Consider the following 22,687-nt stretch of genomic DNA (forward strand, 5'->3'; position numbering starts at 1 on the left):
GGAACTGATGGGTTCGGTCCTGATCCTGACAGCCCGGCCCGGCGCCGCGGCCGTCGTTAACCCACTTCTAAGGAAGACTTGCGGCGGCCCACAGCCACCGGCTCAGCGCGGCCGCGGCCAGCGCCGGCCGGTCCGCGGCTCCCGGGCGTCGCGCGCCATCCGGCCGACCAGGCCGAACCGGTTGACCTGCCGGGGCGCCGCCTCCGGGTCGGCCAGCAGCATCACCACGCTGGCCCCGCCGAGCCGGGCCCGGTCGATGCTCACCGAGCCGTTGGCCTGCAACGCGACCCGCTTGGCGATGTCCAGCCCCAGCCCGGTGGAGCCTTGGTCGCTGGCGCCCCGGCGCAGCGCCCGGTCCGGGTCGGTGATCCCCGAGCCGGCGTCGTCGATCCGGATCGCCACCCAGCCGTCCCGCCGGCTCACCGCCACCTCGAACGCCGTGCCCTGCGGGGTGTAGCGGAAGACGTTCCCGATCACCGCGTCCAGCGCCGCGGCCAGCTCGGCCCGGGGCACCGGCGCGGGGATCCGCAGCTGCGCACCGACCACCCGGTGCGGCCGGTTCTGGTCGCCGGCGAGGGCCGACCAGAAGACCATCCGGTCCCGGACCACCTCGCTGACGTCGCAGCTCGCCGGCCCGGTCTCCTGGCTGACCGCCTTGCGGGTGGTCGTGATGAGCTGGTCGACCTCGCCCTCCAGAGTCACGATGGCCTGCCGGATCCGCCGAATACCGCGGCGGCGGTCCAGCTCCGCCTCGCTGAACGTGCCGATGCTCGTGTCGTCGGACTCCAGCGCCTCGGCGTCCAGGCGCAGCGCGGTCAGCGGCGTCCGCAGCCGGTGCGACAGGTCGGCGACGAGTTCCCGCTCGTCGGCGCGGAGCGCGACGAGCCGTTCCGCCATCCGGTTGAACGCGTGCCCGGCCTCGGCCAGCTCCCGCGGCCCGGTCGGCTCGACCCGGACGCCCAGCTCGCCGTCGCCGACCGCGAGGGCCGCCTTCACCAGTTCGCCGGTCGCGTCGACGGCCCGGGCGGCCACCCGGTCGACCACGATCACCGCGGCGCCGACCAGCGCCAGCGCCACCGCGAGCAGCAGCAACCACCGCCCGCCGCCGCCGGCGTCGAGCACCTCGTCGGGAACGAAGACCTCCACCACGGCGACCCGGTCGCCGAGCACCACCGGGTCCAGCCGGAGGACGCCGCCGGGCACGTCGGTGACCACCGAACGTCGCTCGGCGGCGGCCCGGTCCAGCGCCGCCGTGTCGGCCCGGCCCGCGCCCTCATCGACCCCGATCCCGTGTACGACGGGTCGCAGCGCCGGGTCGTCGCCGCTGGCCGCCACGGCGCGCCGGACGATCTCCGGGTCGGTGCTGACCGCGAGCGCCCCGGTGACCAGCGCGCTGCGCCGGGCCGCGTCGGCCAGCTTCTCCTCGCGCGCCTGGTCGGACAGGGTGATCCCGAGCGGGATGAGGAAGGCGAGCGCGACGAGGCTGCACATGCCGGCCGTGAGCCAGGCCAGCGCGGGCCTCAGTCCGGCGCCACCAGCCGGAAGCCGACCCCCCGCACGGTGCGCAGGTAGCGCGGCTTCGCCGCGGACTCGCCCATTTTGCGGCGGAGCCAGTAGAGGTGAACGTCGATGGTCTGGTCCTCGCCGACCGAGGGCTGCCGCCATACCTCCTCCAAGAGTTCCCGCCGGGACACTACCCGGCCGGGACGTGCGGCGAGATACGCCAGCAGGTCGAATTCCTTGCGGGTCAGGGCGAGGGGCTCGCCGTCCAGCACCGCGCTGCGCTCGCCCACGTCCACCCGCAGGCCGCCGACCGTGTGCACGGCCGGCTGGACGGTCCGGCTGGCCCGACCGGCCCGGCGCAGCACCGTGGTGATCCGGGCGTCCAGGTGGGCGCCGGTGAACGGCTTGACCATGTAGTCGTCGGCGCCCGCCCGGAGCAGCCGGACCACCGACTGCTCGTCGTCCCGTGCGGTCGCGATGATGATCGGCACGTCGGTGATGCCGCGCAGCATGCGCAGCGCGTCGGAGCCGTCCAGGTCGGGCAGGCCGAGGTCGAGCACCACCAGGTCGGGGGTCTCGGCGGCGACCCGGCGCAGCGCGTCCAGCGCCGTGCCGACGGCGTGCACCGCGTGTCCCCGGTCGGTGAGGGACCGCAGCATCGCACCGCGTACGACGTGGTCGTCTTCGACCAGGAGGACGGTTGCCACGTCAGCACCGTACTCGGCGTGGCAAGTTGATCGCGTTGCGGCACTCCTGCGAACCGGGCAAGCTGGGACGACGATGACGTTCACTCTCTTCCCCGACACCCGCCTCACGCTCGCCCGCGACGCGCTGGCCGGTTTGTCCGTCGGCGACGCCCTCGGCGCGCGGTTCTTCGTCCCGGGCAACGCGGTCGCCGCCTGGGCCGACGCGCTCCCGCCCGGCCCGTGGGCATGGAGCGACGACACCGAGATGGCCTGCTCGGTGCTCACCGTGCTGGCCGACCACGGTCGGGTGGACCGGGACGCCCTCGCGCTCGCCTTCGCCTCGCACTACGACCCGGCCCGCCGTTACGGCGCCGGCGCCGTGGAACTGCTCGAACTGATCCGCGCCGGCACGCCGTGGCCGGTGGCCGCCGCGTCCGCCTTCGACGGGCAGGGCTCCTGCGGCAACGGCGCGGCCATGCGGGTGGCCCCGCTCGGCGCCTGGTACGCCGACTCGACCCGGCGTGCCGCCGACCAGGCCCGCGCCTCCGCCGAGGTGACCCACTCCCACGCGGAGGGGATCGCCGGGGCGGTCGCGGTGGCGGTGGCCGCCTCGCTGGCCGCCCAGGCCCGGCTGGACGGGGACCGGCCCGAGCCGGCCCGGCTGCTCACCGTGGTGGCCGGCGCCCTCGACCCGGCCGGCGAGGTGCACCGGGGCGTACGCCGGGCCGCCGCGCTGCTCGGCCACCCGGCCGGCGAGGTCGCCGAGGCGCTGGGCAACGGCTCCCGGGTGACCGCGCAGGACACCGTCCCCTTCACGCTCTGGGTCGCCGCCACGCACCTGCACGACTATCCGTCGGCCATCCGCGCCTGCGTGGAGGCGGGCGGGGACGTGGACACCACGGCGGCGATCGTCGGCGGCGTGGTGGCCGCCCACACCGGGGTCGGCACGCCGGGCGGTGTCCCCGACGGCTGGCTCGCCGCCCGTGAGCCGCTCCCGTCCTGGCTCGCCACCCCCGCCTGACCGCCACCGCCTTCGATCGTCCCGACCTGCCGTCCGCCGACGGCAGGTCGCCGCGCGTGACGCGCTCAGCGGGCCGGTGCGGAGGTCAGCGGGGCGCGGTCGGTGCCGACCGGGTCGGGGGAGTCGGGCGGGAGGGTGAGGGTGTCGCGCCGGCGGCGGCTGAGCAGCCAGCCGAGCGCCGCGCCGCCGGCCAGGCCGGCGAGCAGCCCGCCGCCCAGCAGCAGGTCCGCGCTCGGTCCGTCGTCGTCGGTCCGTGCTGGGGCGGCCGCCTCGGCCGGCGCCTCGGCGACGGGCTCGCCGTGGCCGGCGTGCGCGGCGGCGCCCGGCGGCGGGGGCAGCAGGGTGACCGTCGGGGCGGGGTGCGCGCCGCCGGGCGGGTCGGTCCAGCGGACCACGGTGCCGTCGGCGTAGGTCTGGATCACCGTGAAGGTCAGCCGGTCGGTGGCCGGCATCGGGCCCATGCCGAGCGAGAGCCGGGCCGGCCCGGTGGTGCCGGGCATGCGGATCCAGCTCACCGCGTCGGTCACCTGGTTCAGCTCGGAGGAGTGGATGCCCGCGACCGGCTGGTCCAGGGTGCGGGTGGTGATGGTGGGCGCCCAGTCGGGCACGGAGAGCGGGTAGACCTCGCCGATCGGGGCGTCCGCGGGCATCCGCAGCTCTATCCGGCTGGTCCGGCTGCCGGCCCGCTCCTCGGGCAGCACCACGGCCAGTTCGATGGCGTCGCCCTGGTGCACCTGGGCGGGTGAGGTCGTGAGGGTCACCTCGGCGGCGCTCGCGGCGCCGGGCCAGCCCAGCGTGCCGCCGACCGCGGCGGCCAGCAGCGCGGTCGCCCACCACCGGCCCCGACGGGTCATCGTCATGGTCGTCCCCATCCGTGTCGACACGGCCGGTAACCGGCTCCGGCCTCACCCGGTAGTTCGGGCGCGAGGGCGGAAAGGTTCAACGCGGGACGGAACTGATCGCTCGGGGGAGCGCGGCGTCGCCGACGGTGCGGGTCCGGGCGACCGATAGCATCGCAGGAGCCGGTACCCGGCACATTCGAACCCGTTCGACGACAGGAGTCACCGTGTCCGCACCCCGTACCCCCGTCGTGGCCGACCCCGTCGTCGTCGCCGCCGGGACGACGGCGGCCGACGCGGTGGCCGCGGCCGGGCTGCCGATGAGCGGCCCGAAGGCGATCGTGGTGGTCCGCGACCCGCAGGGCGAGCTGCGCGACCTGGACTGGAAGCCGGCCGAGGAGACCGCGGTCGAGCCGGTCGCCCTCGACAGCCCGGACGGGCTGAACGTGCTGCGCCACTCCACCGCGCACGTGCTGGCCCAGGCCGTGCAGGACGTGTTCCCGGAGGCCAAGCTCGGCATCGGCCCGCCGATCGAGAACGGCTTCTACTACGACTTCCAGGTGGCCAAGCCGTTCCAGCCGGACGACCTGGCGAGGCTCGAGAAGCGGATGCAGGAGATCGTCAAGTCCGGCCAGCGGTTCCGCCGGCGCCGCTTCAGCAGCCTGGACGAGGCGCGCGGCGAGCTGGCCGCCGAGCCGTTCAAGATGGAGCTGATCGAGGTCAAGGGTGAGGGGCTGGACTCCTCCGAGGTGATGGAGGTGGGCGGCGGCGAGCTGACCATCTACGACAACCTCGCCGCCACCGAGGACAAGGTCTGCTGGTCGGACCTGTGCCGCGGCCCGCACCTGCCGAACACCCGGCTGATCGGCGCGTTCAAGCTGATGCGTTCGGCCGCCGCCTACTGGCGGGGCTCGGAGAAGAACCCGCAGCTCCAGCGGGTCTACGGCACCGCGTGGCCGACCCGGGACGAGCTGAAGGCGTACCTGCGGTTGTTGGAGGAGGCCGCCCGGCGCGACCACCGCAAGCTCGGCGCGGACCTGGACCTGTTCAGCTTCCCCGACGAGATCGGCTCCGGCCTGGCGGTCTTCCACCCCAAGGGTGGCGTGCTGAAGCGGGTGATGGAGGACTACGTCCGCACCCGCCACATCGAGGAGGGCTTCCAGTACGTCGGGACCCCGCACATCTCGAAGGAGGGCCTGTTCCACACCTCGGGCCACCTGCCGTACTACGCCGACGGGATGTATCCGCCCATGGAGCTCGAGGGCGCGGACTACTACCTCAAGGCGATGAACTGCCCGATGCACAACCTGATCTACCGGTCGCGGGGGCGGTCCTACCGTGAGCTGCCGATGCGGCTGTTCGAGTTCGGGTCGGTCTACCGCTACGAGAAGTCCGGTGTGGTCCACGGGCTGACCCGGGTGCGCGGCCTGACCCAGGACGACTCGCACTCCTACTGCACCCGGGAGCAGGCGCCGGGCGAGATCAAGCACCTGCTCAACTTCGTGCTGAGCCTGCTGAAGGACTTCGGCATCGACGACTTCTACCTGGAGCTGTCGACCCGCGACGAGGCCCGGCTCGACAAGTTCGTCGGCTCGGACTCCGACTGGGCGACGGCCACCGCCGTGCTGGAGCAGTGCGCCCGGGAGACCGGTCTCGACCTGGTGCCGGATCCGGGCGGCGCGGCCTTCTACGGCCCGAAGATCTCCGTGCAGGCCAAGGACGCCATCGGCCGCACCTGGCAGCTGTCGACTATCCAGTACGACTTCAACCAGCCGAAGGGCTTCGGGCTGGAGTACCAGGCGGCCGACGGCACGCGGCAGCAGCCTGTGATGATCCACTGCGCCAAGTTCGGGTCGATCGAGCGGTTCATCGGCGTGCTCACCGAGCACTACGCGGGCGCGTTCCCGGCCTGGCTCGCCCCGGTGCAGGTCGTCGGCATCCCGATCCGCGAGGACCACACCGACTACCTGCAGGACTTCGTCACCACGTTGCGCCGCAACGGCATCCGGGCCGAGGTCGACGCCGGTGACGACCGGATGCAGAAGAAGATCCGCAACGCCCAGCAGCAGAAGATCCCGTTCATGGTGATCGCCGGGGACGACGACGTGGCCGCCGGCACGGTCTCCTTCCGCTACCGGGACGGGTCGCAGCGCAACGGCGTGCCGATCGAGGAGGCGGTGGCCCACGTGCGGGACGTCGTCGAGTCCCGGACCAACTCGGGCCCGTCGGCGGAGGGCACGCCCAACACCTGACCCCCCCGTCGCGCGCCCGGCCGGCCGGGTGGGATCCGCCGCGGTGACCGTAGGATCGGCGTGTGACAGGGGCGGAACGGCACTTCGACGGCGCCGGCAGCGGCGACGACAACGGTCTGGCGGACGGGCTGGAACGGCTCTGGACGCCGCACCGGATGACCTACATCTCGGGTGAGGACCGGCCCGAGGGTGGCTACGAGAAGCCGACCGGCTGCCCGTTCTGCCTCGCCCCGGGCCTGCCGCCGGACGAGAGCCTGGTGGTGGCCCGGGGCGAGCACGTCTTCGCGGTGCTCAACCTCTACCCCTACAACCCGGGGCACCTGCTGGTCTGCCCGTACCGGCACGTGGCGGACTACACCGAGCTGGACGCGCCGGAGACCGCCGAGCTGGCCGCGTTCACCAAGGACGCCATGCGGGTGGTCCGGCACGTCTCCAACGCGCACGGCTTCAACCTGGGCATGAACCAGGGCGGCGTGGCCGGCGCGGGCATCGCCGCGCACCTGCACCAGCACGTGGTGCCGCGCTGGGGCGGGGACGCCAACTTCATGCCGGTGATCGGCCGCACCAAGGTGCTGCCGCAACTGCTCGCCGACACCCGGGACCTGCTCGCCAAGGCCTGGCCGGCCTGAGGGGCGCGGGCGCACCCCGGCCCGCGAACGACCGTACGATCTTGGGCATGGCCCTGCTGCACCGCGCGGAACTGCGCCCCTCGAAGCTCGACCTGCTCGCCACCTGGCTGCCCGGCCGGCCCTGGTTCGCCGGCACCCCGGGCGCGGAGGTCACCCGCGTGGCGGCGTACCGGTTCGACGACCCGGCCGGCGAGGTCGGCATCGAGACCATGCTGGTCCGGGCCGGGGACGGGCCGGTCCTCCAGGTGCCGCTGACCTACCGCGGTGCGCCGCTGGCCGGCGCCGACCGGTGGCTGGTCGGCACCACCGACCACTCCGTGCTCGGCCCACGCTGGGTGTACGACGCCTGCGGCGACCCGGCCTACCCGCCGGCCCTGGCCGCCGCCGTCCTCGCCGACGCCGGCCAGGCGGAGGAGTACTTCGAGGTCGACGGCCGGCGCGAGGTGCGCGCCCCGAGCATGACCCTGGCCGGCACCCGGGCCGGCAACCCGTCGGCGTTCGACCTGGTCGACGAGGTGGTCGACGGCGACCCGACGCTGATCCGGGCCGGCGGGGTGGAGCTGGCCCTGGTCCGCCGGCCGGCCCCGGCCGACGCTCCGGCGCGGGCCCGGCTGACCGGCGCCTGGGCGGGGCAGGCCGACCCGGTGCTGCTGGCGTACGCCGGCTGACCGTCGGGCGGCGGCCCGGCACCCGGGGTGACGAAGCCGCCCACGGGTCCCGGGAAGGTGGCAGGATGCGGCGATGGCAGTCAGCACGCGGCCGTTGGGCCGCAGCGGCATCGCGGTCAGCGCCCTCGGCATGGGCTGCTGGGCGATCGGCGGCCCGTGGGCCGAGGGCGCCCGCCCGCTGGGCTGGGGCGCCGTCGACGACGAGGAGTCGATCCGGGCCGTCCGCCGCGCCCTCGACCTCGGGGTGACCCTCTTCGACACCGCCGACACCTACGGTGCCGGGCACGGCGAGCGGATCCTCGGCCAGGCCCTCGCCAGCCGACGCGACGAGGCGGTGATCGCCACCAAGTGGGGCTACACCTTCGATGAGCGGACCCGGCAGGCCACCGGGGAGGACGCCTCCCCGGAGTACCTGCGGCGGGCGGTCGTCGACTCGCTGCGCCGGCTGGACACCGACCGGATCGACCTCTACCAGCTGCACCTCGCCGACCTGCCGGTGCCCCGGGCCGAGGCGCTGATCGGCACCCTGGAGGACCTGGTCGCCGACGGCCTCGTCCGGGCATACGGCTGGAGCACCGACCGGGCCGACCGGGCGGCCGCCTTCGCCCAGGTCGCCCGCGGCGCCGCCGCCGTGCAGCACGGCCTGTCGGTGCTTCGGGACGCCCCGGCCATGCTCGCCGTCTGCGAGAAGCACGACCTGGCCGGCCTGGCCCGGGGGCCGCTCGGGATGGGGCTGCTCACCGGCAAGTACACCCCGGAGTCGACGCTGCCCCGCGACGACGTGCGGGGCACCGCGCCGAACTGGCTGGAGTGGTTCCGCAGCGGCCGGCCCGCCCCGGAGTGGCTGCGCCGGGTCGCCGCCGTCCGCGGCGCGCTGACCGCCGACGGCCGGACCCTGGCCCAGGGCGCGCTCGGCTGGATCTGGGCGCGCAGCGGCCGGGCCGTGCCGATCCCCGGCGCCCGCACCGTCGCCCAGGTGGAGGAGAACGCCGCCGCGCTGGCCCGCGGCCCGCTCGCCCCCGACCAGTTCGCCGAGGTGGAGCGGCAACTCGCCGCCCTGCGTGCCGCCGCCCTGCGCGACGCCGACCGCCCGCACTGGCCCATGCCGCCCGTCCCCGCCGCCCGCCCCTGACCCGCCGCCCGCCGGGGCGGGCCGGACACCGACCGGGTCAGGACCGGCCGCCGGCCTCCTTGCGCACCTGCTCGGCGAGGTGGGCGGGCATCGGCTCGTAGCGGGCGAACTCGCGGCGGAAGGTGCCGGTGCCGGCGGTCATCGAGCGCAGCTCGACCGCGTACCGGAGCAGTTCGGTGGCGGGGACCTCGGCGCGGACCAGGGTGCCGCCCTCGGCGTCCGGGTCGGGTTCGGTGCCGAGCACCCGGCCGCGCCGGCCGGACAGGTCACCCATCACCGCGCCGACCGACGGGTCGGGCACCCGGACGGTCACCTCGTCGACCGGCTCCAGCAGCGTCGGCTGCCCCTTCTCGGCGGCGTCCCGCAGGGCGAGCGCGCCCGCCGTCTGGAACGCCGCGTCGGAGGAGTCGACGCTGTGCGCCTTGCCGTCGAAGAGGGTCACCCGCAGGTCCACCACCGGGTAGCCGCCGACCAGGCCGCGCTCCATCTGGGCCCGGACGCCCTTCTCCACCGAGGGGATGTAGTTGTGTGGGACCGCGCCGCCGACCACCTTGTCCACGAACTCGAAGCCGGCGCCCCGGGGCAGCGGCGTGACCTCGATGTCGCAGACCGCGTACTGGCCGTGGCCGCCGGACTGCTTGACGTGCCGGCCGTGGCCCTTGGCGGCGGCCGTGAACGTCTCGCGCAGCTCCACCCGGACCGGCTCGGTCTCCAGCTCCACGCCGCCGGCGCGCAGCCGGTCGAGCACCACGTCGGCGTGCGCCTCGCCCATGCACCAGAGCACCAGCTGGTGGGTCTCGGCGTTGCGGTCCAGCCGCAGGGTCGGGTCGCCGGCGACCAGCCGGGCCAGGTTGCGGGCCAGGGCGTCCTCGTCGGCCCGGCTCTTCGCCACGATGGCCACCGGCAGCAGCGGCTCCGGCATCTCCCACGGGGCGATGAGCAGCGGCTCCTCCTTGGCGGAGATGGTGTCGCCGGTCTCCGCGCTGCCCGACTTGGTGATCGCGCAGATGTCACCGGCCACCGCGATGGGCACCTCCCGCAGCGTCGCGCCGAGCGGGCTGTAGATGTGGCCGACCCGCTCGTCGGCGTCGTGGTCGGGGTGACCGCGCTCGGCCATGCCGTGCCCGGACACGTGCACCACCTGGTCCGGGCGGAGCGTGCCGGAGAAGACGCGGACCAGCGAGACCCGCCCGACGTGCCGGTCCACCGTCGTCTTGACCACCTCGGCGACCAGCGGGCCGTCGGGGTCGCAGGCCAGCGGCGGCCGGGGCGAGCCGTCCACCCCGGTGACCGCGGGCAGCTCGTGCTCCAGCGGTGACGGGAACGCCGCCACGAGGCCGTCCAGCAGCGCGTCCAGCCCGACGCCGGTCTCCGCGCAGACCGGCACCACCGGGTAGAAGTGGCCGCGGGCGACCGCCGTCTCCAGGTCGGTGATGAGCACCTCGGTGTCGATCTCCTCGCCGCCGAGGTAGCGGTCCATGAGGGTTTCGTCCTCGCTCTCGGCGATGACGCCCTCGATCAGCTCGTTGCGGGATTCCAGGATCGCCGGCAGGTGCTCCGGGTCCGGCTCGCGCACCGCCGGCGGCAGGCCCTGGGAGTAGTCGAAGACGCGCCGCGTGATCAGCCCCATGAGGCCGGCGACCGACTCGCCGTCGTCGCCGAGCATCGGCAGGTAGAGGGGGAGCACGTTGTCGCCGAAGACCCGCTGGCAGAGGGCCACCGCCTCGTCGAAGTCGGCGCGCGGGTGGTCCAGCCGGGTCACCGCCACGGCGCGGGGCATGTCCACCGCGGCGCACTCCTCCCAGAGGGCGGCGGTGGCGGCGTCCATGCCGTCGACGGCGGAGACCACGAACAGCGCCGCGTCGGCGGCCCGCAGCCCGGCGCGCAGCTCGCCGACGAAGTCGCCGTACCCGGGGGTGTCCAGGAGGTTGACTTTGACGTCGCGGTGCAGCAGCGGAGCGCAGGCCAGGCTCACCGAGCGCTGCTGGCGTACGGCGGCGGGATCGTGGTCGCAGACGGTGGTGCCCTCGGTGACGCTGCCGGCCCGGCCGATCGTGCCGCTGGCCGCGAGCAGCGCCTCGACCAGGGTCGTCTTGCCCGCACCGGAGTGCCCGACGAGCACCACGTTGCGAACCCTGCCGGGCTCGGTCACCACCGGCGCGCCGCCGGTGACACCCTTCTCCTGATTCTTCTGCGCCATCGCGGCGCACCTCCCTCAACCGGTGGTGGTGGCGACCGCCGCGCGCGACGGGGAAGGGGCCCGGGGCGGGCACCGCGGCGATATCTTCCGGTGATCTCCTGGACGACGGGTAAGCGGACGGGTGGTCCGGTGAGCTGGCTCACCTCCCACGCTCGATCTCACACCGGTAACCGGGCCGACACAAGAGCGCCAGGCGGGTCGGGACGACCGGCTGTGTCCCCGGCGGCTGCCGGCCGTTATCGTGGGACCGCCATGGCGAAGATCTTCCAAGTGACGGCCCGCGCGGGCATGACCCGCGTCGTGGAGCCGGTCGCGCGCGGCCTGCTCCGCGCCGGTGTGTCCCCCAACGCGGTCACCGTGACCGGAACCCTCGGCGTGCTCGTCGGCGCCCTCGGCTTCGGCGCCCGCGGTCATCTGGTCGCCGGCGCGCTGATCGTCACGGTCTTCGCGCTCACCGACCTGCTCGACGGCACGATGGCCCGCATGAGCGGCGGCTCCACCCGGTTCGGGGCCTTCCTCGACTCGAGCATGGACCGGATCGCCGACAGCGCCGTTTTCGGCGCGGTCGCCTACTGGCTGGCCACCGAGCACGACTACTCGGCGGTGGCCGCCGCGTTGCTCTGCCTGGCCGCCGGCGGCTTGGTCTCCTACGTCAAGGCCCGCGCCGAGGGGCTCGGGATGACCTGCAACGTGGGCATCGCCGAGCGCACCGAGCGGCTGCTGATCGTCGGGGTGGGCGGCCTGCTCACCGGCCTCGGCGTCGACCCGGCCCTGGAGATCGCCCTCTGGCTGCTCGCCGCCGTCTCGATCTTCACGGTCGGGCAGCGGATGGCCCACGTGTACCGGCAGGCGCAGCTGGTCGGCCGGGAGTGAACCTCACCGAGGCGGGCTACGTCGCCGGCTGGCGGCTGGTCCGCGCGCTGCCCCGGCCCGTGGTCGCCGCCGCCTTCCGGGCGGGCGCCGACCGCGCCCACCGCGGCAACGGCAGGGGTACGCGGCGGCTGCGCGCCAACCTGCGCCGGGTGGTCGGCCCCGACCTGCCCGAGGCGGAGCTGGAGCGGCTGGTCCGCGACGGCCTGCGGTCGTACGCCCGGTACTGGCTGGAGGCGTTCCGGCTGCCGGGCCTGAGCCGGCAGCAGATCCTCGCCGGCTTCCACCTCGACGGCCAGGAGAAGCTCGCCGCCGACGTGGCGGCCGGCCGGGGGGCCGTGGTCGCGCTGCCGCACGCCGGCAACTGGGACGCCGCCGGCGCCTGGGTGGCGGCCAACGGCTGGCCGATCACCACGGTCGCCGAGCGGCTCAAGCCGGAGGGCCTCTACAAGCGCTTCTTCGCCTTCCGGCAGGGCCTCGGCATGGAGATCCTGCCCACCTCCGGGGGCGACCGGCCGGCGTTCGACGTGCTGGTGGACCGGCTGCGGGCGGGTGCCGTGGTGCCGCTGCTCGCGGACCGGGACCTCTCCGCCCGGGGCGTGGACGTGGAGTTCTTCGGCGGACCGACCCGGATGCCGCCCGGCCCGGCCCTGCTGGCCATCCGCACCGGCGCGCCGCTCTACGTGGCCTCGCTGTGGTACGAGCCGGACGGCGCCCGCGCCGCCATCGAGGGCCCCCTGGAGCTGCCCGCGGAGGACAGCGCCCCGCTGAACGCCCGGGTGCGCACGGTGACCCAGCGGATTGCCGACGGTCTGGCGGCGGGCATCGCCCGGCATCCGGAAGACTGGCACATGTTGCAGCGGATGTGGCTGGACCAGCGCTCCGACGGCACCATGTCGCAGCCGCCGGCCACCACCGGGACGATCTGAGGGAGCGGGGCGCAATGCGGATCGGCATCGTGTGCCCGTACTCCTTCGACGTCCCGGGCGGGGTGCAGAACCACGTCATGGACCTGGCCGAGGCGCTGCTGGGGCTCGGCCACGAGGTGAGCGTGCTGGCCCCGGCCGACGAGGACTCGGCGCTGCCGCCGTACGTGGTGTCGGCCGGTCGGGCCGTGCCGCTGCCGTACAACGGCTCGGTGGCCCGGATCGCCTTCGGCCCGGTCTCCACGGCCCGGGTGCGGCGCTGGATCACCCGGGGCGACTTCGACGTGCTGCACGTGCACGAGCCGCTCACCCCCAGCCTGTCGATGCTCGCCGTGCTCTGCGCCCGGGGCCCGGTGGTGGCCACCTTCCACACCGCGATGACCCGGTCGCGGGTGCTCTCCGCCGCGCAGGGGGTGCTCCAGATCCTGCTGGAGCGGCTCACCGCCCGGATCGCGGTCAGCGCGTTGGCCCGCAAGGTGCAGGTGGAGCACATGGACGGCGGCGCCGTGGAGATCCCCAACGGGGTGGCGGTGGCGAAGTTCGCCGGCGTCGAGCCGTTGCCCGGCTGGCCGGGGGAGTGCGCACCGGGCAGCGGCGGGACGCTCGGCTTCCTGGGCCGGTTCACCGAGGCGCGCAAGGGCTTCCCGATCCTGCGGGACGCCTTCGTCGCGCTCGCCCCGCACCGCCCCGGGCTGCGCCTGCTGGTCGCCGGGCCGGGCGACGCCGAGGACCTCTACGGGCAGTTCCCGGCGGCGCTGCGGGACCGGGTCACCTTCCTCGGCATGGTCTCCGAGGCCGACAAACCTCGCATGCTGCGCAGCCTGCACCTCTACGTCGCACCGAACACCGGCGGGGAGTCCTTCGGGATGATCCTCACCGAGGCGCTCGCCGCCGGCACCGCCGTGGTGGCCAGCGACCTGGACGCGTTCCGCCGGGTGCTGGACGGCGGGCGGGCCGGCCGGCTCTTCCCGACCGGGGACGCGGCGGCGCTGCGCACCGCCCTGGCGGAACTGCTCGACGACGCGGGGCAGCGGGCCGGGCTGACCGCAGCCGGCGACCAGGTGGTGGCGAATTTCGACTGGCCCGTGGTTGCCCGCCGGGTTCTGGAGGTATACGCAGCGGCGATCGAGGCCACCGACGGCCGGGTCATGGACCAGGAATGGGCGGGGCTGGGCTGAACCCGGTGGCCGGTGGGGCCGCTGTGACGAGCGCGTCGACCGGTGCCCGCGCCGGCCGGGCGGGATGAGGAGCAGCACTACGATGCCGCACATGTGGTGGGTGGTGGTCGCGGCACTGGTGCTCGGGCTGGTCTCGGCGTACCTGATCTGGACCGCCGGCCGGGTCGAGCGGCTGCAGGCCCGCGCGGAGTCGGCGGCCCGGGCGCTCGACGCGCACCTGCTGCGCCGCGCGGCCGCCGCCGCGGTGCTGGCCGAGCAGCGCTTCGGCGTGGAGCTGTACTCGGCCGCCCGGATCGCCCTGGATGCCGTCGGAGAGGAGCGGGAGGCCGCGGAGAACGACCTCACCCGGCAGTTGCGCACGGTGGAGCTGGACCCGGCGGACCCGGCCTGCGAGGCGGTGATCGCGGCGAGCCGGCGGCTGGCCCTGGCCCGGCAGGTGCACACCGATCTGGTCCGCGACGCCCGGGCGGCCCGCGGCCGCCCGCTGGTACGCCTGCTCCGGATGGGGCGCGGGCGGGAGTGGCCGCGCTACTTCGACGTCGACGACCCCACGCTCATCCCCCGGGCGGACGTCACCACGGGCTGAGCGGGGGCTGGTGTGAGCCCCGGTGACGCCGGCCACAGAGCAGGCCACCGGGGGTCTGATTGGCTGTCGGAGCGGCGTTGACCCCGTCGTAGCCTTTTGGCAGCCACCCCCTGAGCACGTTCAAGGAGCGATGACCCGTGCCCGAATCCACCTCCCCGAACACCAACGCCAACCCCGTCGTCGGCACCGCCCGCGTCAAGCGGGGCATGGCCGAGATGCTCAAGGGTGGCGTGATCATGGACGTGGTCACCCCCGAGCAGGCCAAGATCGCCGAGGACGCCGGCGCCGTCGCCGTCATGGCGCTGGAGCGGGTGCCCGCCGACATCCGCGCCCAGGGCGGCGTCTCCCGGATGAGCGACCCGGACATGATCGACGGCATCATCAACGCGGTTTCCATCCCCGTGATGGCCAAGGCCCGGATCGGCCACTTCGTCGAGGCGCAGGTCCTCCAGGCCCTCGGCGTCGACTACGTCGACGAGTCCGAGGTGCTGACCCCGGCCGACTACGAGAACCACATCGACAAGTGGGCGTTTACCGTCCCCTTCGTCTGCGGCGCGACCAACCTGGGCGAGGCGCTGCGCCGGATCACCGAGGGCGCCGCCATGATCCGCTCGAAGGGCGAGGCCGGCACCGGTGACGTCTCCAACGCCACCACCCACATGCGGAAGATCCGGCAGGAGATCCGGCGGCTCCAGACGCTGCCGGCCGACGAGCTGTTCGTGGCGGCCAAGGAGCTCCAGGCGCCGTACGAGCTGGTCAAGGAGATCGCCGAGACCGGCAAGCTGCCGGTCGTGCTGTTCACCGCGGGCGGCATCGCCACCCCGGCCGACGCGGCCATGATGATGCAGCTCGGCGCCGAGGGCGTCTTCGTGGGCTCGGGCATCTTCAAGTCGGGCAACCCGGCCCAGCGCGCCGCCGCGATCGTGAAGGCCACCACCTTCCACGACGACCCGGACGTGCTGGCCAAGGTCTCCCGCGGCCTCGGCGAGGCGATGGTCGGCATCAACGTCGACGAGATTCCGCAGCCGCACCGGCTGGCCGAGCGCGGCTGGTGACGTGCAGGGAGGGGCCCTTGTCAACGCCGCAGGTGGAGCAGGGGCCCCCTCCTAACGTGAGAGGACGTGACGTGACCGCACCCGTCATCGGTGTGCTCGCCCTCCAGGGCGACGTGCGCGAGCACCTCGCCGCCCTGGCCGGGGCCGGCGCGGACGCCCGTCCGGTGCGCCGCCCGGCCGAGCTGGACGCGGTCGACGGCCTGGTCGTCCCGGGCGGCGAGTCGACCACCATGAGCAAGCTCGCCGACATCTTCGAGATGCGCGAGCCGATCGACAAGCGGATCGCCGGCGGCATGCCGGTCTACGGGTCCTGCGCCGGCATGATCATGCTGGCCGCCGAGGTGCTCGACGGCCGCCCCGACCAGCGCGGCTTCGCCGGCATCGAGATGACCGTCCGGCGCAACGCGTTCGGCCGGCAGGTCGACTCGTTCGAGGCACCGGTGGAGATCACCGGTGTCGGGGGCGGGCCGTTCCACGCGGTCTTCATTCGGGCCCCCTGGGTCGAGCGGGTCGGCGCGGGCGTCGAGGTGCTCGGCCGGGTCACCGACGGGCCCGCCGCCGACCGGATCGTCGCGGTGCGGCAGGGCCACCTGCTGGCCACCTCGTTCCACCCGGAACTCACCGGCGACCTGCGGCTGCACCGCTACTTCGTGGATCTCGTCCGGGCCGCCGCCTGACCGCACGCCGCCCCGCCCCGGGTGCGGGTGTGACATGCGGGGACGCGACCTCGGTAGGATTGCGGCGGTTCGGCAGGGCTCACCGCCCGCCGCCGCCCCCCAGCCGACCGCCCGGCGGTCCCGGTTCGGCGCGGGCGCGGACAGTCGACGCAGGCGTGGGTCAACAGACGGAGGTATGAGATGTCCGGCCACTCAAAGTGGGCGACCACCAAGCACAAGAAGGCCGTCATCGACGCCAAGCGCGGCAAGATGTTCGCCAAGCTGATCAAGAACGTCGAGGTGGCGGCCCGCACCGGCGGCGGGGACCCCGCCGGTAACCCGACCCTCTACGACGCCATCCAGAAGGCGAAGAAGAGCTCGGTGCCGAACGACAACATCGACCGCGCCGTCAAGCGCGGCTCCGGCTTGGAGGCCGGCGGCGCCGACTGGCAGACCATCATGTACGAGGGCTACGGCCCGAACGGCGTGGCGATGCTGATCGAGTGCCTCACGGACAACCGCAACCGGGCGGCGACCGAGGTGCGCACCGCGCTGACCCGCAACGGCGGCTCGCTCGCCGACGCCGGCTCCGTGTCGTACATGTTCTCCCGGAAGGGCGTGGTGATCGTCCCCAAGGAGGGCACGAGCGAGGACGACGTGATGATGGCCGTGCTCGACGCGGGCGCCGAGGAGGTCAACGACCTCGGTGAGGCGTTCGAGGTGGTCTCCGAGCCGACCGACCTCATCCCGGTCCGCACCGCCCTGCAGGACGCCGGCATCGAGTACGAGTCGGCCGAGTCCTCCCTCATCCCCAGCGTCAACGTGCCACTGGACGAGGAGGGCGCGCGCAAGATCTTCAAGCTGATCGACGTCCTCGAGGACTGCGACGACGTGCAGAACGTCTACGCCAACTTCGACGTCTCCGACGAGGTCATGGCCGCCGTCGGCTGACCTCGACCACAGCGCGCCGATCGCGCCGGGCGACCAGGTCGCCCGGCGCGACGTCGTATCCGGCCCCCGATCAGCAGGACGGCCACTGCCGGAAGCCGCGCTCGACGTGGGACGCCGCCCCGGCTTCGTAGTAGCCGACCCCCGGACGGATCGGGTGGCCGGTGAACAGCTCGACCCGGGACCCGAACCGGACCAGGTACGCCTCGGCGTCCCCGGCGTCGTTGCGGATCAGCGCCCCGCGCCGCCCGTAGATGCGCTCCAGGTCGGCGAAGGACATCCCGACCGACGCGCCGGCCGGGGAACGGGGCGGGACGGTGGCCGTGCCCACCGACACCAGCCGGCCGTCCCGGAAGGCCAGCAGGATCACCCCGGCCCAGGGCCCGGTCACGCCGGCGTGCACCACGCCGGCGCACCCGGGCGCCGTCCAGTCGATCAGGCCGGCCGCCGCCAGCCGGTTCAGCCGGGCGCCGATCCGGTACGGGCCGGCGCCGCGGACGCTGAGCACCTCGACCTCGGCGGCGGACGCCGGGCCGGCCACCGGTGCCACCGGCGCGCGGTCGGCGGTCACCCCGGCCGTCGGCACAGCGGCCGCGGCCGGGGCGGCGACGGTCACCGGGACGACCGCGGTGAGGGCCAGCAGTCCCGTGAGGATGGTGGACGAGAGACGGTTCATGGTGGGTGTCCTTCCGTGGGGTTCTCCTGCCCTGTTGGTCTCCGGCCCGGCCGCTTCGGTTCGTCGGGTTTCCGACCGTCCGGCGGGACCGCGGGGCGACGCCGTCGGGACAGCCGCGGGCCGGCGCGGCGTCTACCGTCGAGGGAACGGTGGCCGGGGTGATGATCCCGGAGGTGATGCGATGACCGCGCCGACGCGGATCGGGGCCTACCGGGTGGAGCGGCTGCTCGGGGCGGGGTCCTTCGCCACGGTCTGGCTCGCGTACGACCCGGTGCTCGACGGCCGGGTGGCGATCAAGGTGCTGGCCGAGAACTGGAGCCACGACCTGCGGGTGCGGGAACGATTCCTCGACGAGGCCCGGCTGCTGCGGCGGCTGGAGCACGACCGCCTGGTCCGTGTGCACGCCGTGGGCGAGCTGGCCGACGGTCGCCCGTACGCCGTGCTGGCCTGGGCGGACGGCGGCAGCCTGCGGGACCGGCTGGCGCACGGTCCGCTGCCGGTGGCCGCCGCCGTGACCCTGCTCGACGAGATCGCGGCGGGGGTCGCTGTGCTGCACCGGCACAGGGTGGTGCACCGTGACCTGACGCCCGGCAACATCCTCTTCCGCTCGGGGCCGGGCGCCGAGCGGGTGCTCGTCGCTGACCTGGGCCTGGCCAAGGCGCTCGCCGCCGCCTCCGGGCTGACCGCCCGGGCGGGCACCCCCGGCTACATGGCCCCTGAGCAGGACGACCCGCTCGCGGTCGTCGACATGCGCGCGGATGTGTTCGGGCTGGGCCGCCTCGGGCTCCGGCTGCTCGGCGACCCCGCGGCGCCCGGTGGCGCCCGGGAGGACCGGCGAGCCGGCCCGGCGCCGCCGCGACTGCGGGCCGGCGTGCCTCCCGGGGTGGCCGCGGTGCTCCGAACGGCCACCGCCGCGCGGCCGGCCGACCGCTACCCGGACGCGGCGGCGTTCCGGGCGGCCCTCCGGCACGCCGCGACGGCCCCCGCCGGGCGCCCCGACGGCGGTCCGCCGCGGCCGGTCGGCCGGCGGCGGCTCGCCGCCTCGGGGGCGGTCGCGGTGGTGCTCGCCGCCGTGGGCGCCACCGCGGGCGATGCGGCCGGTCGCACCCCGACCGGCGCCGTGGGACGCAGCGGGCCGCTGACCGTCGCCTTGCCGGCCGGCTGGCGGGCCGACGGCACCGGCTGGGCCGGGCAGTACGGCGACGACGGCGAGCTGGAGCCGGCGCTGGTGGTGTCCCCGGACCCGGGCCGCTGGGCGGCGGATCCGGACGTGCCCGGCGCTTTCGTCGGCCTGTCCGCCGGCACGGCCCGCCGCACCACGCCCGAGGGCTTCCTCGCCGAACGGCCGCATGCGGACTGCGCTGCGGCGCCGCTGCGGCGCACCCGCCAGGGCGGCGTCGACTGGGTGGTCGCCGCGTTCGCGTGCCCCGGCAGCCGGCCGGTGATCGTCGAGGCCGCCGGGCGGGCCGCCGGCCCGGCCGGCCTGCTCTACGTGCAGCTCACCCCGCCGCCGCACAGCGGCACCGACTTCGTCGACGCCCTGCTCGCCGGGGTGCGGGTCCGATAGGCGGCCCGGGTCAGACCACCACCACCGTGATCGGGTACGTCCGGCCGTCCTGCGGGATGGTCACCACGACGGTGCCGGTCCGCACGAACCGGATGTCCACCACGCCGGCCTCGTAGCTGCGGGAGACCAGGTCCTCCCGGTCCACGGTGACGAGACCCGGCCCGATGCCCTGGATGCGCAGCACCCCGCCGGTGCCGAAACAGAGCGACTTCACCAGCGCCAGCTCGGTCTCGGCGAGGACCAGGTCGTAGCGAACCGCGCCGAGGCACGCGCCCGGCAGCGTGGTCGGCGCCGACGGGGCCGGCCGTGGCGTCCGGCTCCGGGTCGACGGGGGCGGCGCGGGACGCCGGCTCGACAGCGTGGCCGTCGACGGTTCCAGGGCGGGTGCGGTGGAGGTGGGCGGGGCGGCGGCCACGGTGCTGGCCGCCGGGCCGGGCGGCCGGACCGGGAGCGGCGAGACCGGGCGTTCGGCGCAGGCCGGCACCCCGGCGAGGACGGCGAGGACGGCGAGGGCGGCGAGGGCGGCGGGGCGTGGGCCCCGGCAAGGCGGCTCAGCCATCGGACAACCGACGCCGGACCTGGCGGCGGGCCTCGTGGATGCGGGACTTGACGGTCCCCTCCGGCAGGTCGAGCAGGCCGGCGATCTCGCGGTAGCTCAGCCCGAGCACGTCCCGCAGGGTCACCGCCTCGGCGAGGTCGGGCGGGACCGCGTCGAGCGCGTCGAGCAGGTCGAGCCGGGTGCCGGCCACCACGCTGGTCCGCCGGGGATCGGGCGGATCGGGCAGCGGCACCCCGCCGGCCTCCAGCTGCTGGCGCCGCCGGAGTGCCCGGTAGGTGGAGCGCGCCCGGTTGGCGGTGAGCCGGTACAGCCAGGTGTGGAACGACGAGCGCTCCTCGAACCGGGTGATCCCCCGCGCCAGCGCGAGCAGCGCGTCCTGGCAGGCCTCCTCGGCGTCCTGCCGGTGAGGCAGCAGGCGGGCGCACTGGCGCAGCACCTCGGGCCGCACGGCGACCAGCAGCGCGTCGAGCGCCTTCGGGTCGCCGCGCGCGGCCGACCGGGCCAGCTCGTCGGTGCCGTCCGGGAGAGGCATCAGCTCGTCCAGTGCTCGCCGGTGGGCCGGGGACACCAGGCTATGCCCGCCGCCGCCCCGACGCCCCCGACGTGTCCGGCAGCCGACCCGACGCGCCCTGCGTACCGGCTCGACGGGGGTGGCCGGGAAACCGGGCTGACCGGCGGGCCGCCGCGCCCGTACCCTGCCGGCATGCTCGTTCCCGACCTGCCGCTGCGCACCGACCGCCTGCTGCTGCGCGCCTTCACCCCCGACGACCTGGCCGTCCTCCGCGACTACCGCGGCCGGCCGGAGGTCACCCGGTTCCTCTACCACGAGCCCTACGACGACGCCGCCGCCCGCGCGGCGATGGACCGGATGGTGCGGCGCACGGCGCTGCGCGCACCGGGGGACGTGCTCAACCTGGCCGTCGTCCTGCCGGCGACCGGCGAGTTCGTCGGCGACGTGCTGCTCAGCTGGACCAGCGGCGAGCACCGGCAGGGCGAGATCGGCTACGTCGCCCATCCCGACCACACCGGCCGGGGGTATGTCACGGAGGCGGCCCGGGAGATGCTGCGGCTCGGCTTCGACGGCCTGGGTTTGCACCGGATCGTCGGCCGGCTGGATGCCCGCAACACCGCCTCGGCCCGGGTGCTGGAACGCCTGGGCATGCGCCGCGAGGCGCACCTGCGGGAGAACGAGTTCGTCAAGGGCGAGTGGACCGACGAGGCCGTGTACGCCCTGCTCGCCCGGGAGTGGCGGGCGCTGGCGGAACCCGTCTGAGCCCGGCCGCACACCGGCCCGGTCGCGCCCCCGTCGGGAGGGCGCGACCGGGCCGGCGGGTGCTCAGTCGGCGGCCTTGCGGGCCTTGACCGCGCTGTCGATCACGGCCCAGACCACGACCGCGGCGGTGCCCACGGCGGCGATCCGGGTCACGTCGTCCGTACCGCCCTCGCGCAGCCAGGCGAATCGCTCGATCAGCGCCGGGTTGAGCAGCCGGTCGGTGAGCAGCAGCCAGATCAGCGGCACCGCGAAGGCCAGTTCGAGCACGGCGTTGACCGCGACCAGCGGCCAGGTCCACCGGCCGGCCCGGTACTTCGCGATCTCCAGGCCCATGGTGGCGACCAGCACGACGATCAGCGCCGGCAGCCAGAAGCTCCAGAGCGCCGGGTCGATCATCGGCAGCCGGGAGCCGTCCCCGGACAGCCAGGGCTGGAAGTGCTGCCACGGGAGGAACGCGACGGCGATGATCAGGAAGACGATCGAGGCGCAGCTGTCGACCAGGCTGACCTGCCGCGCCCGGGCCTCCTCGGGCAACTGGTCGACCGTCCACTCGGGCAGGTTCAGCGAGGTGTCGGTGCGCTCCAGCACGGCGAAGCTCAGGGTGACCCAGAAGGCGATCTGCACCGCGGTCTGCAGGGCGCTCGCGATGCCGGCGCCGATCGCCGCGCCCGGGTCGCCGCCGACCGTCGCCTTGACCACGCCGGTCACCACGCCGACGATCGCCGGGATGAAGGTGAGCAGCACCCGCAGCACCCGCCACCAGACCAGGAAGTAGCGCGGGCCGATGAGCTGGAGGCGGCGGTCGGTGTAGCGGGCGGCGAGCTGCTCGGGGTTGCCCAGCTCGGTGAGCACCTCCCGCTCGGCGGCGCCGGGCTCCTGCCCGCCGGCGGCCCGGTCCTCGATCATGTCCTCGATGGAGGCGCGCAGCTCGTCGGCGAGCTCCGCCCGACGCTGCGTCGGCACGGCCCGCAGCGTGGCCGCGAGGTAACGGTCGGTCAGGGAGCTCATCGGCCCACTCCTTCGATCAGCTGGGTGACGGACGTCTGCACCGCGGCCAGGTCGTCGAGGAGGCGGCCCAGCACCGCTTCGCCGTCGTCACTGGTGCGGTAGAACTTGCGCGGCCGGCTCTCCTCGGTGTTCCACTCGCTGGTCAGCAGCCCCTGCTCCTCCAGCCGCCGGAGCAGGGGATAGAGGGTGTTGGCGTCGACCGGAAAGCCGTGCGCGGCCAGCCGTTGCAGCAACGCGTAGCCGTAGTCGGGCCGGCGCAGGGCAACCAGGCTGGCCACCACGACGGTGCCGCGTCGTAGCTCCTGGAGATGGGTCCGAAGGACGTCGTCGCTGACCATGCGTCACACGATAGTGTGTGCCACACACTATGCGCAACCCACACAGCATCGTGTCCGCCGACACCATCGGGCGGAGAGACGCCGGCCACGCTCGGCGCGGACGGTGGAGCCGGTCAG

The 22,687-nt window shown here is 74.8% G+C and carries 23 protein-coding genes; 14 read left to right on the top strand and 9 right to left on the bottom strand.

What is annotated here, in order from left to right; genetic code table 11:
• Nucleotides 1-102: 102 nt before the first annotated feature.
• Both ACFYPD_RS19675 and ACFYPD_RS19680 read right to left on the bottom strand, forming a co-directional pair.
• The gene (locus ACFYPD_RS19675; RefSeq protein WP_387115202.1) at nucleotides 103-1,491 is read right to left on the bottom strand and encodes an ATP-binding protein; all 1,389 of its coding nucleotides are present in this window, start codon (nucleotides 1,489-1,491) and stop codon (nucleotides 103-105) included.
• A 29-nt stretch (nucleotides 1,492-1,520) separates the two neighbouring features.
• A complete protein-coding gene (locus ACFYPD_RS19680; protein ID WP_089155714.1) occupies nucleotides 1,521-2,210 on the bottom strand; it encodes a response regulator transcription factor in 690 nt (229 codons plus the stop codon).
• A 73-nt stretch (nucleotides 2,211-2,283) separates the two neighbouring features.
• Between ACFYPD_RS19680 and ACFYPD_RS19685 the strand changes: the two genes are divergently transcribed.
• The gene (locus ACFYPD_RS19685; protein WP_387115205.1) at nucleotides 2,284-3,210 is read left to right on the top strand and encodes an ADP-ribosylglycohydrolase family protein; all 927 of its coding nucleotides are present in this window, start codon (nucleotides 2,284-2,286) and stop codon (nucleotides 3,208-3,210) included.
• Between the two features lie 65 nt (nucleotides 3,211-3,275).
• Here ACFYPD_RS19685 and ACFYPD_RS19690 read toward each other — a convergent pair whose 3' ends face one another.
• Nucleotides 3,276-4,070 (bottom strand): DUF1775 domain-containing protein, encoded by a 795-nt coding sequence (locus ACFYPD_RS19690; RefSeq protein WP_387115209.1) that lies wholly within the window; start codon nucleotides 4,068-4,070, stop codon nucleotides 3,276-3,278.
• Nucleotides 4,071-4,276: 206 nt separating this feature from the next.
• Here ACFYPD_RS19690 and thrS point away from each other — a divergent pair, with 206 nt between their 5' ends.
• The 4 genes from thrS to ACFYPD_RS19710 all read left to right on the top strand — a co-directional run bounded on the left by thrS (nucleotide 4,277) and on the right by ACFYPD_RS19710 (nucleotide 8,730).
• A complete protein-coding gene (thrS, locus tag ACFYPD_RS19695; RefSeq protein WP_387115212.1) occupies nucleotides 4,277-6,301 on the top strand; it encodes a threonine--tRNA ligase in 2,025 nt (674 codons plus the stop codon).
• A gap of 62 nt (nucleotides 6,302-6,363) precedes the next feature.
• Nucleotides 6,364-6,930 carry an HIT family protein gene (locus ACFYPD_RS19700; protein ID WP_387115215.1) on the top strand — a complete coding sequence of 189 codons (567 nt, stop codon included), beginning with the start codon at nucleotides 6,364-6,366 and terminating at the stop codon, nucleotides 6,928-6,930.
• Between the two features lie 47 nt (nucleotides 6,931-6,977).
• Nucleotides 6,978-7,598 carry a hypothetical protein gene (locus tag ACFYPD_RS19705; protein ID WP_387115217.1) on the top strand — a complete coding sequence of 207 codons (621 nt, stop codon included), beginning with the start codon at nucleotides 6,978-6,980 and terminating at the stop codon, nucleotides 7,596-7,598.
• Between the two features lie 73 nt (nucleotides 7,599-7,671).
• The gene (locus ACFYPD_RS19710; protein WP_387115220.1) at nucleotides 7,672-8,730 is read left to right on the top strand and encodes an aldo/keto reductase; all 1,059 of its coding nucleotides are present in this window, start codon (nucleotides 7,672-7,674) and stop codon (nucleotides 8,728-8,730) included.
• A 37-nt stretch (nucleotides 8,731-8,767) separates the two neighbouring features.
• Here ACFYPD_RS19710 and ACFYPD_RS19715 read toward each other — a convergent pair whose 3' ends face one another.
• The gene (locus tag ACFYPD_RS19715) at nucleotides 8,768-10,930 is read right to left on the bottom strand and encodes an elongation factor G-like protein EF-G2 (RefSeq protein ID WP_387115223.1); all 2,163 of its coding nucleotides are present in this window, start codon (nucleotides 10,928-10,930) and stop codon (nucleotides 8,768-8,770) included.
• A gap of 252 nt (nucleotides 10,931-11,182) precedes the next feature.
• Between ACFYPD_RS19715 and pgsA the strand changes: the two genes are divergently transcribed.
• From pgsA to ACFYPD_RS19750, 7 genes are all read left to right on the top strand, one after another.
• Nucleotides 11,183-11,803: a phosphatidylinositol phosphate synthase gene (gene pgsA, locus ACFYPD_RS19720; protein ID WP_313721867.1), complete on the top strand. Its 621-nt coding sequence runs from the start codon at nucleotides 11,183-11,185 to the stop codon at nucleotides 11,801-11,803.
• Complete coding sequence (locus ACFYPD_RS19725; RefSeq protein WP_387115226.1) at nucleotides 11,800-12,729, top strand: phosphatidylinositol mannoside acyltransferase; 930 nt, start codon at nucleotides 11,800-11,802, stop codon at nucleotides 12,727-12,729. The genes pgsA and ACFYPD_RS19725 overlap by 4 nt, the downstream gene beginning before the upstream one ends.
• A 14-nt stretch (nucleotides 12,730-12,743) precedes the next feature.
• On the top strand, nucleotides 12,744-13,904 hold the full coding sequence (locus ACFYPD_RS19730; protein ID WP_387115229.1) for a glycosyltransferase family 4 protein: 1,161 nt from the start codon (nucleotides 12,744-12,746) through the stop codon (nucleotides 13,902-13,904).
• An 82-nt stretch (nucleotides 13,905-13,986) separates the two neighbouring features.
• A complete protein-coding gene (locus ACFYPD_RS19735; RefSeq protein ID WP_387115232.1) occupies nucleotides 13,987-14,490 on the top strand; it encodes a hypothetical protein in 504 nt (167 codons plus the stop codon).
• 137 nt (nucleotides 14,491-14,627) lie between these two features.
• Nucleotides 14,628-15,545, top strand: coding sequence for a pyridoxal 5'-phosphate synthase lyase subunit PdxS (gene pdxS, locus ACFYPD_RS19740; protein ID WP_387115235.1), 918 nt, complete (start codon nucleotides 14,628-14,630; stop codon nucleotides 15,543-15,545).
• A 71-nt stretch (nucleotides 15,546-15,616) separates the two neighbouring features.
• Nucleotides 15,617-16,222: a pyridoxal 5'-phosphate synthase glutaminase subunit PdxT gene (gene pdxT, locus ACFYPD_RS19745; RefSeq protein WP_387115238.1), complete on the top strand. Its 606-nt coding sequence runs from the start codon at nucleotides 15,617-15,619 to the stop codon at nucleotides 16,220-16,222.
• A 180-nt stretch (nucleotides 16,223-16,402) separates the two neighbouring features.
• Nucleotides 16,403-17,152 (top strand): YebC/PmpR family DNA-binding transcriptional regulator, encoded by a 750-nt coding sequence (locus ACFYPD_RS19750; protein WP_387115241.1) that lies wholly within the window; start codon nucleotides 16,403-16,405, stop codon nucleotides 17,150-17,152.
• Between the two features lie 70 nt (nucleotides 17,153-17,222).
• Here the strand turns inward: ACFYPD_RS19750 and ACFYPD_RS19755 are convergent, their stop codons facing one another.
• Entirely contained in the window at nucleotides 17,223-17,825 is a 603-nt protein-coding gene (locus ACFYPD_RS19755; protein ID WP_387115244.1) for a hypothetical protein, read from the bottom strand.
• Nucleotides 17,826-18,006: 181 nt separating this feature from the next.
• Here ACFYPD_RS19755 and ACFYPD_RS19760 point away from each other — a divergent pair, with 181 nt between their 5' ends.
• On the top strand, nucleotides 18,007-19,392 hold the full coding sequence (locus ACFYPD_RS19760) for a serine/threonine-protein kinase (protein ID WP_387115247.1): 1,386 nt from the start codon (nucleotides 18,007-18,009) through the stop codon (nucleotides 19,390-19,392).
• Between the two features lie 10 nt (nucleotides 19,393-19,402).
• Here the strand turns inward: ACFYPD_RS19760 and ACFYPD_RS19765 are convergent, their stop codons facing one another.
• Entirely contained in the window at nucleotides 19,403-19,951 is a 549-nt protein-coding gene (locus tag ACFYPD_RS19765; protein ID WP_387115250.1) for a hypothetical protein, read from the bottom strand.
• Complete coding sequence (locus ACFYPD_RS19770; protein ID WP_387115252.1) at nucleotides 19,944-20,483, bottom strand: RNA polymerase sigma factor; 540 nt, start codon at nucleotides 20,481-20,483, stop codon at nucleotides 19,944-19,946. The genes ACFYPD_RS19765 and ACFYPD_RS19770 overlap by 8 nt, the downstream gene beginning before the upstream one ends.
• Before the next feature lie 171 nt (nucleotides 20,484-20,654).
• On the opposite strand from ACFYPD_RS19770, the gene ACFYPD_RS19775 reads away from it, so the two are divergent.
• Nucleotides 20,655-21,224: a GNAT family N-acetyltransferase gene (locus ACFYPD_RS19775; protein WP_387115255.1), complete on the top strand. Its 570-nt coding sequence runs from the start codon at nucleotides 20,655-20,657 to the stop codon at nucleotides 21,222-21,224.
• A gap of 63 nt (nucleotides 21,225-21,287) precedes the next feature.
• Here the strand turns inward: ACFYPD_RS19775 and ACFYPD_RS19780 are convergent, their stop codons facing one another.
• Nucleotides 21,288-22,232 (bottom strand): permease prefix domain 1-containing protein, encoded by a 945-nt coding sequence (locus ACFYPD_RS19780; RefSeq protein ID WP_387115258.1) that lies wholly within the window; start codon nucleotides 22,230-22,232, stop codon nucleotides 21,288-21,290.
• Nucleotides 22,229-22,570, bottom strand: coding sequence for a PadR family transcriptional regulator (locus ACFYPD_RS19785; protein WP_387115261.1), 342 nt, complete (start codon nucleotides 22,568-22,570; stop codon nucleotides 22,229-22,231). Before ACFYPD_RS19785 ends, ACFYPD_RS19780 begins: the two co-directional genes overlap by 4 nt.
• Between the last annotated feature and the right edge of the window lie 117 nt (nucleotides 22,571-22,687).

It is taken from the genome of Micromonospora sp. NPDC005299 (assembly GCF_042872345.1).
Lineage (GTDB): Bacteria > Actinomycetota > Actinomycetes > Mycobacteriales > Micromonosporaceae > Micromonospora.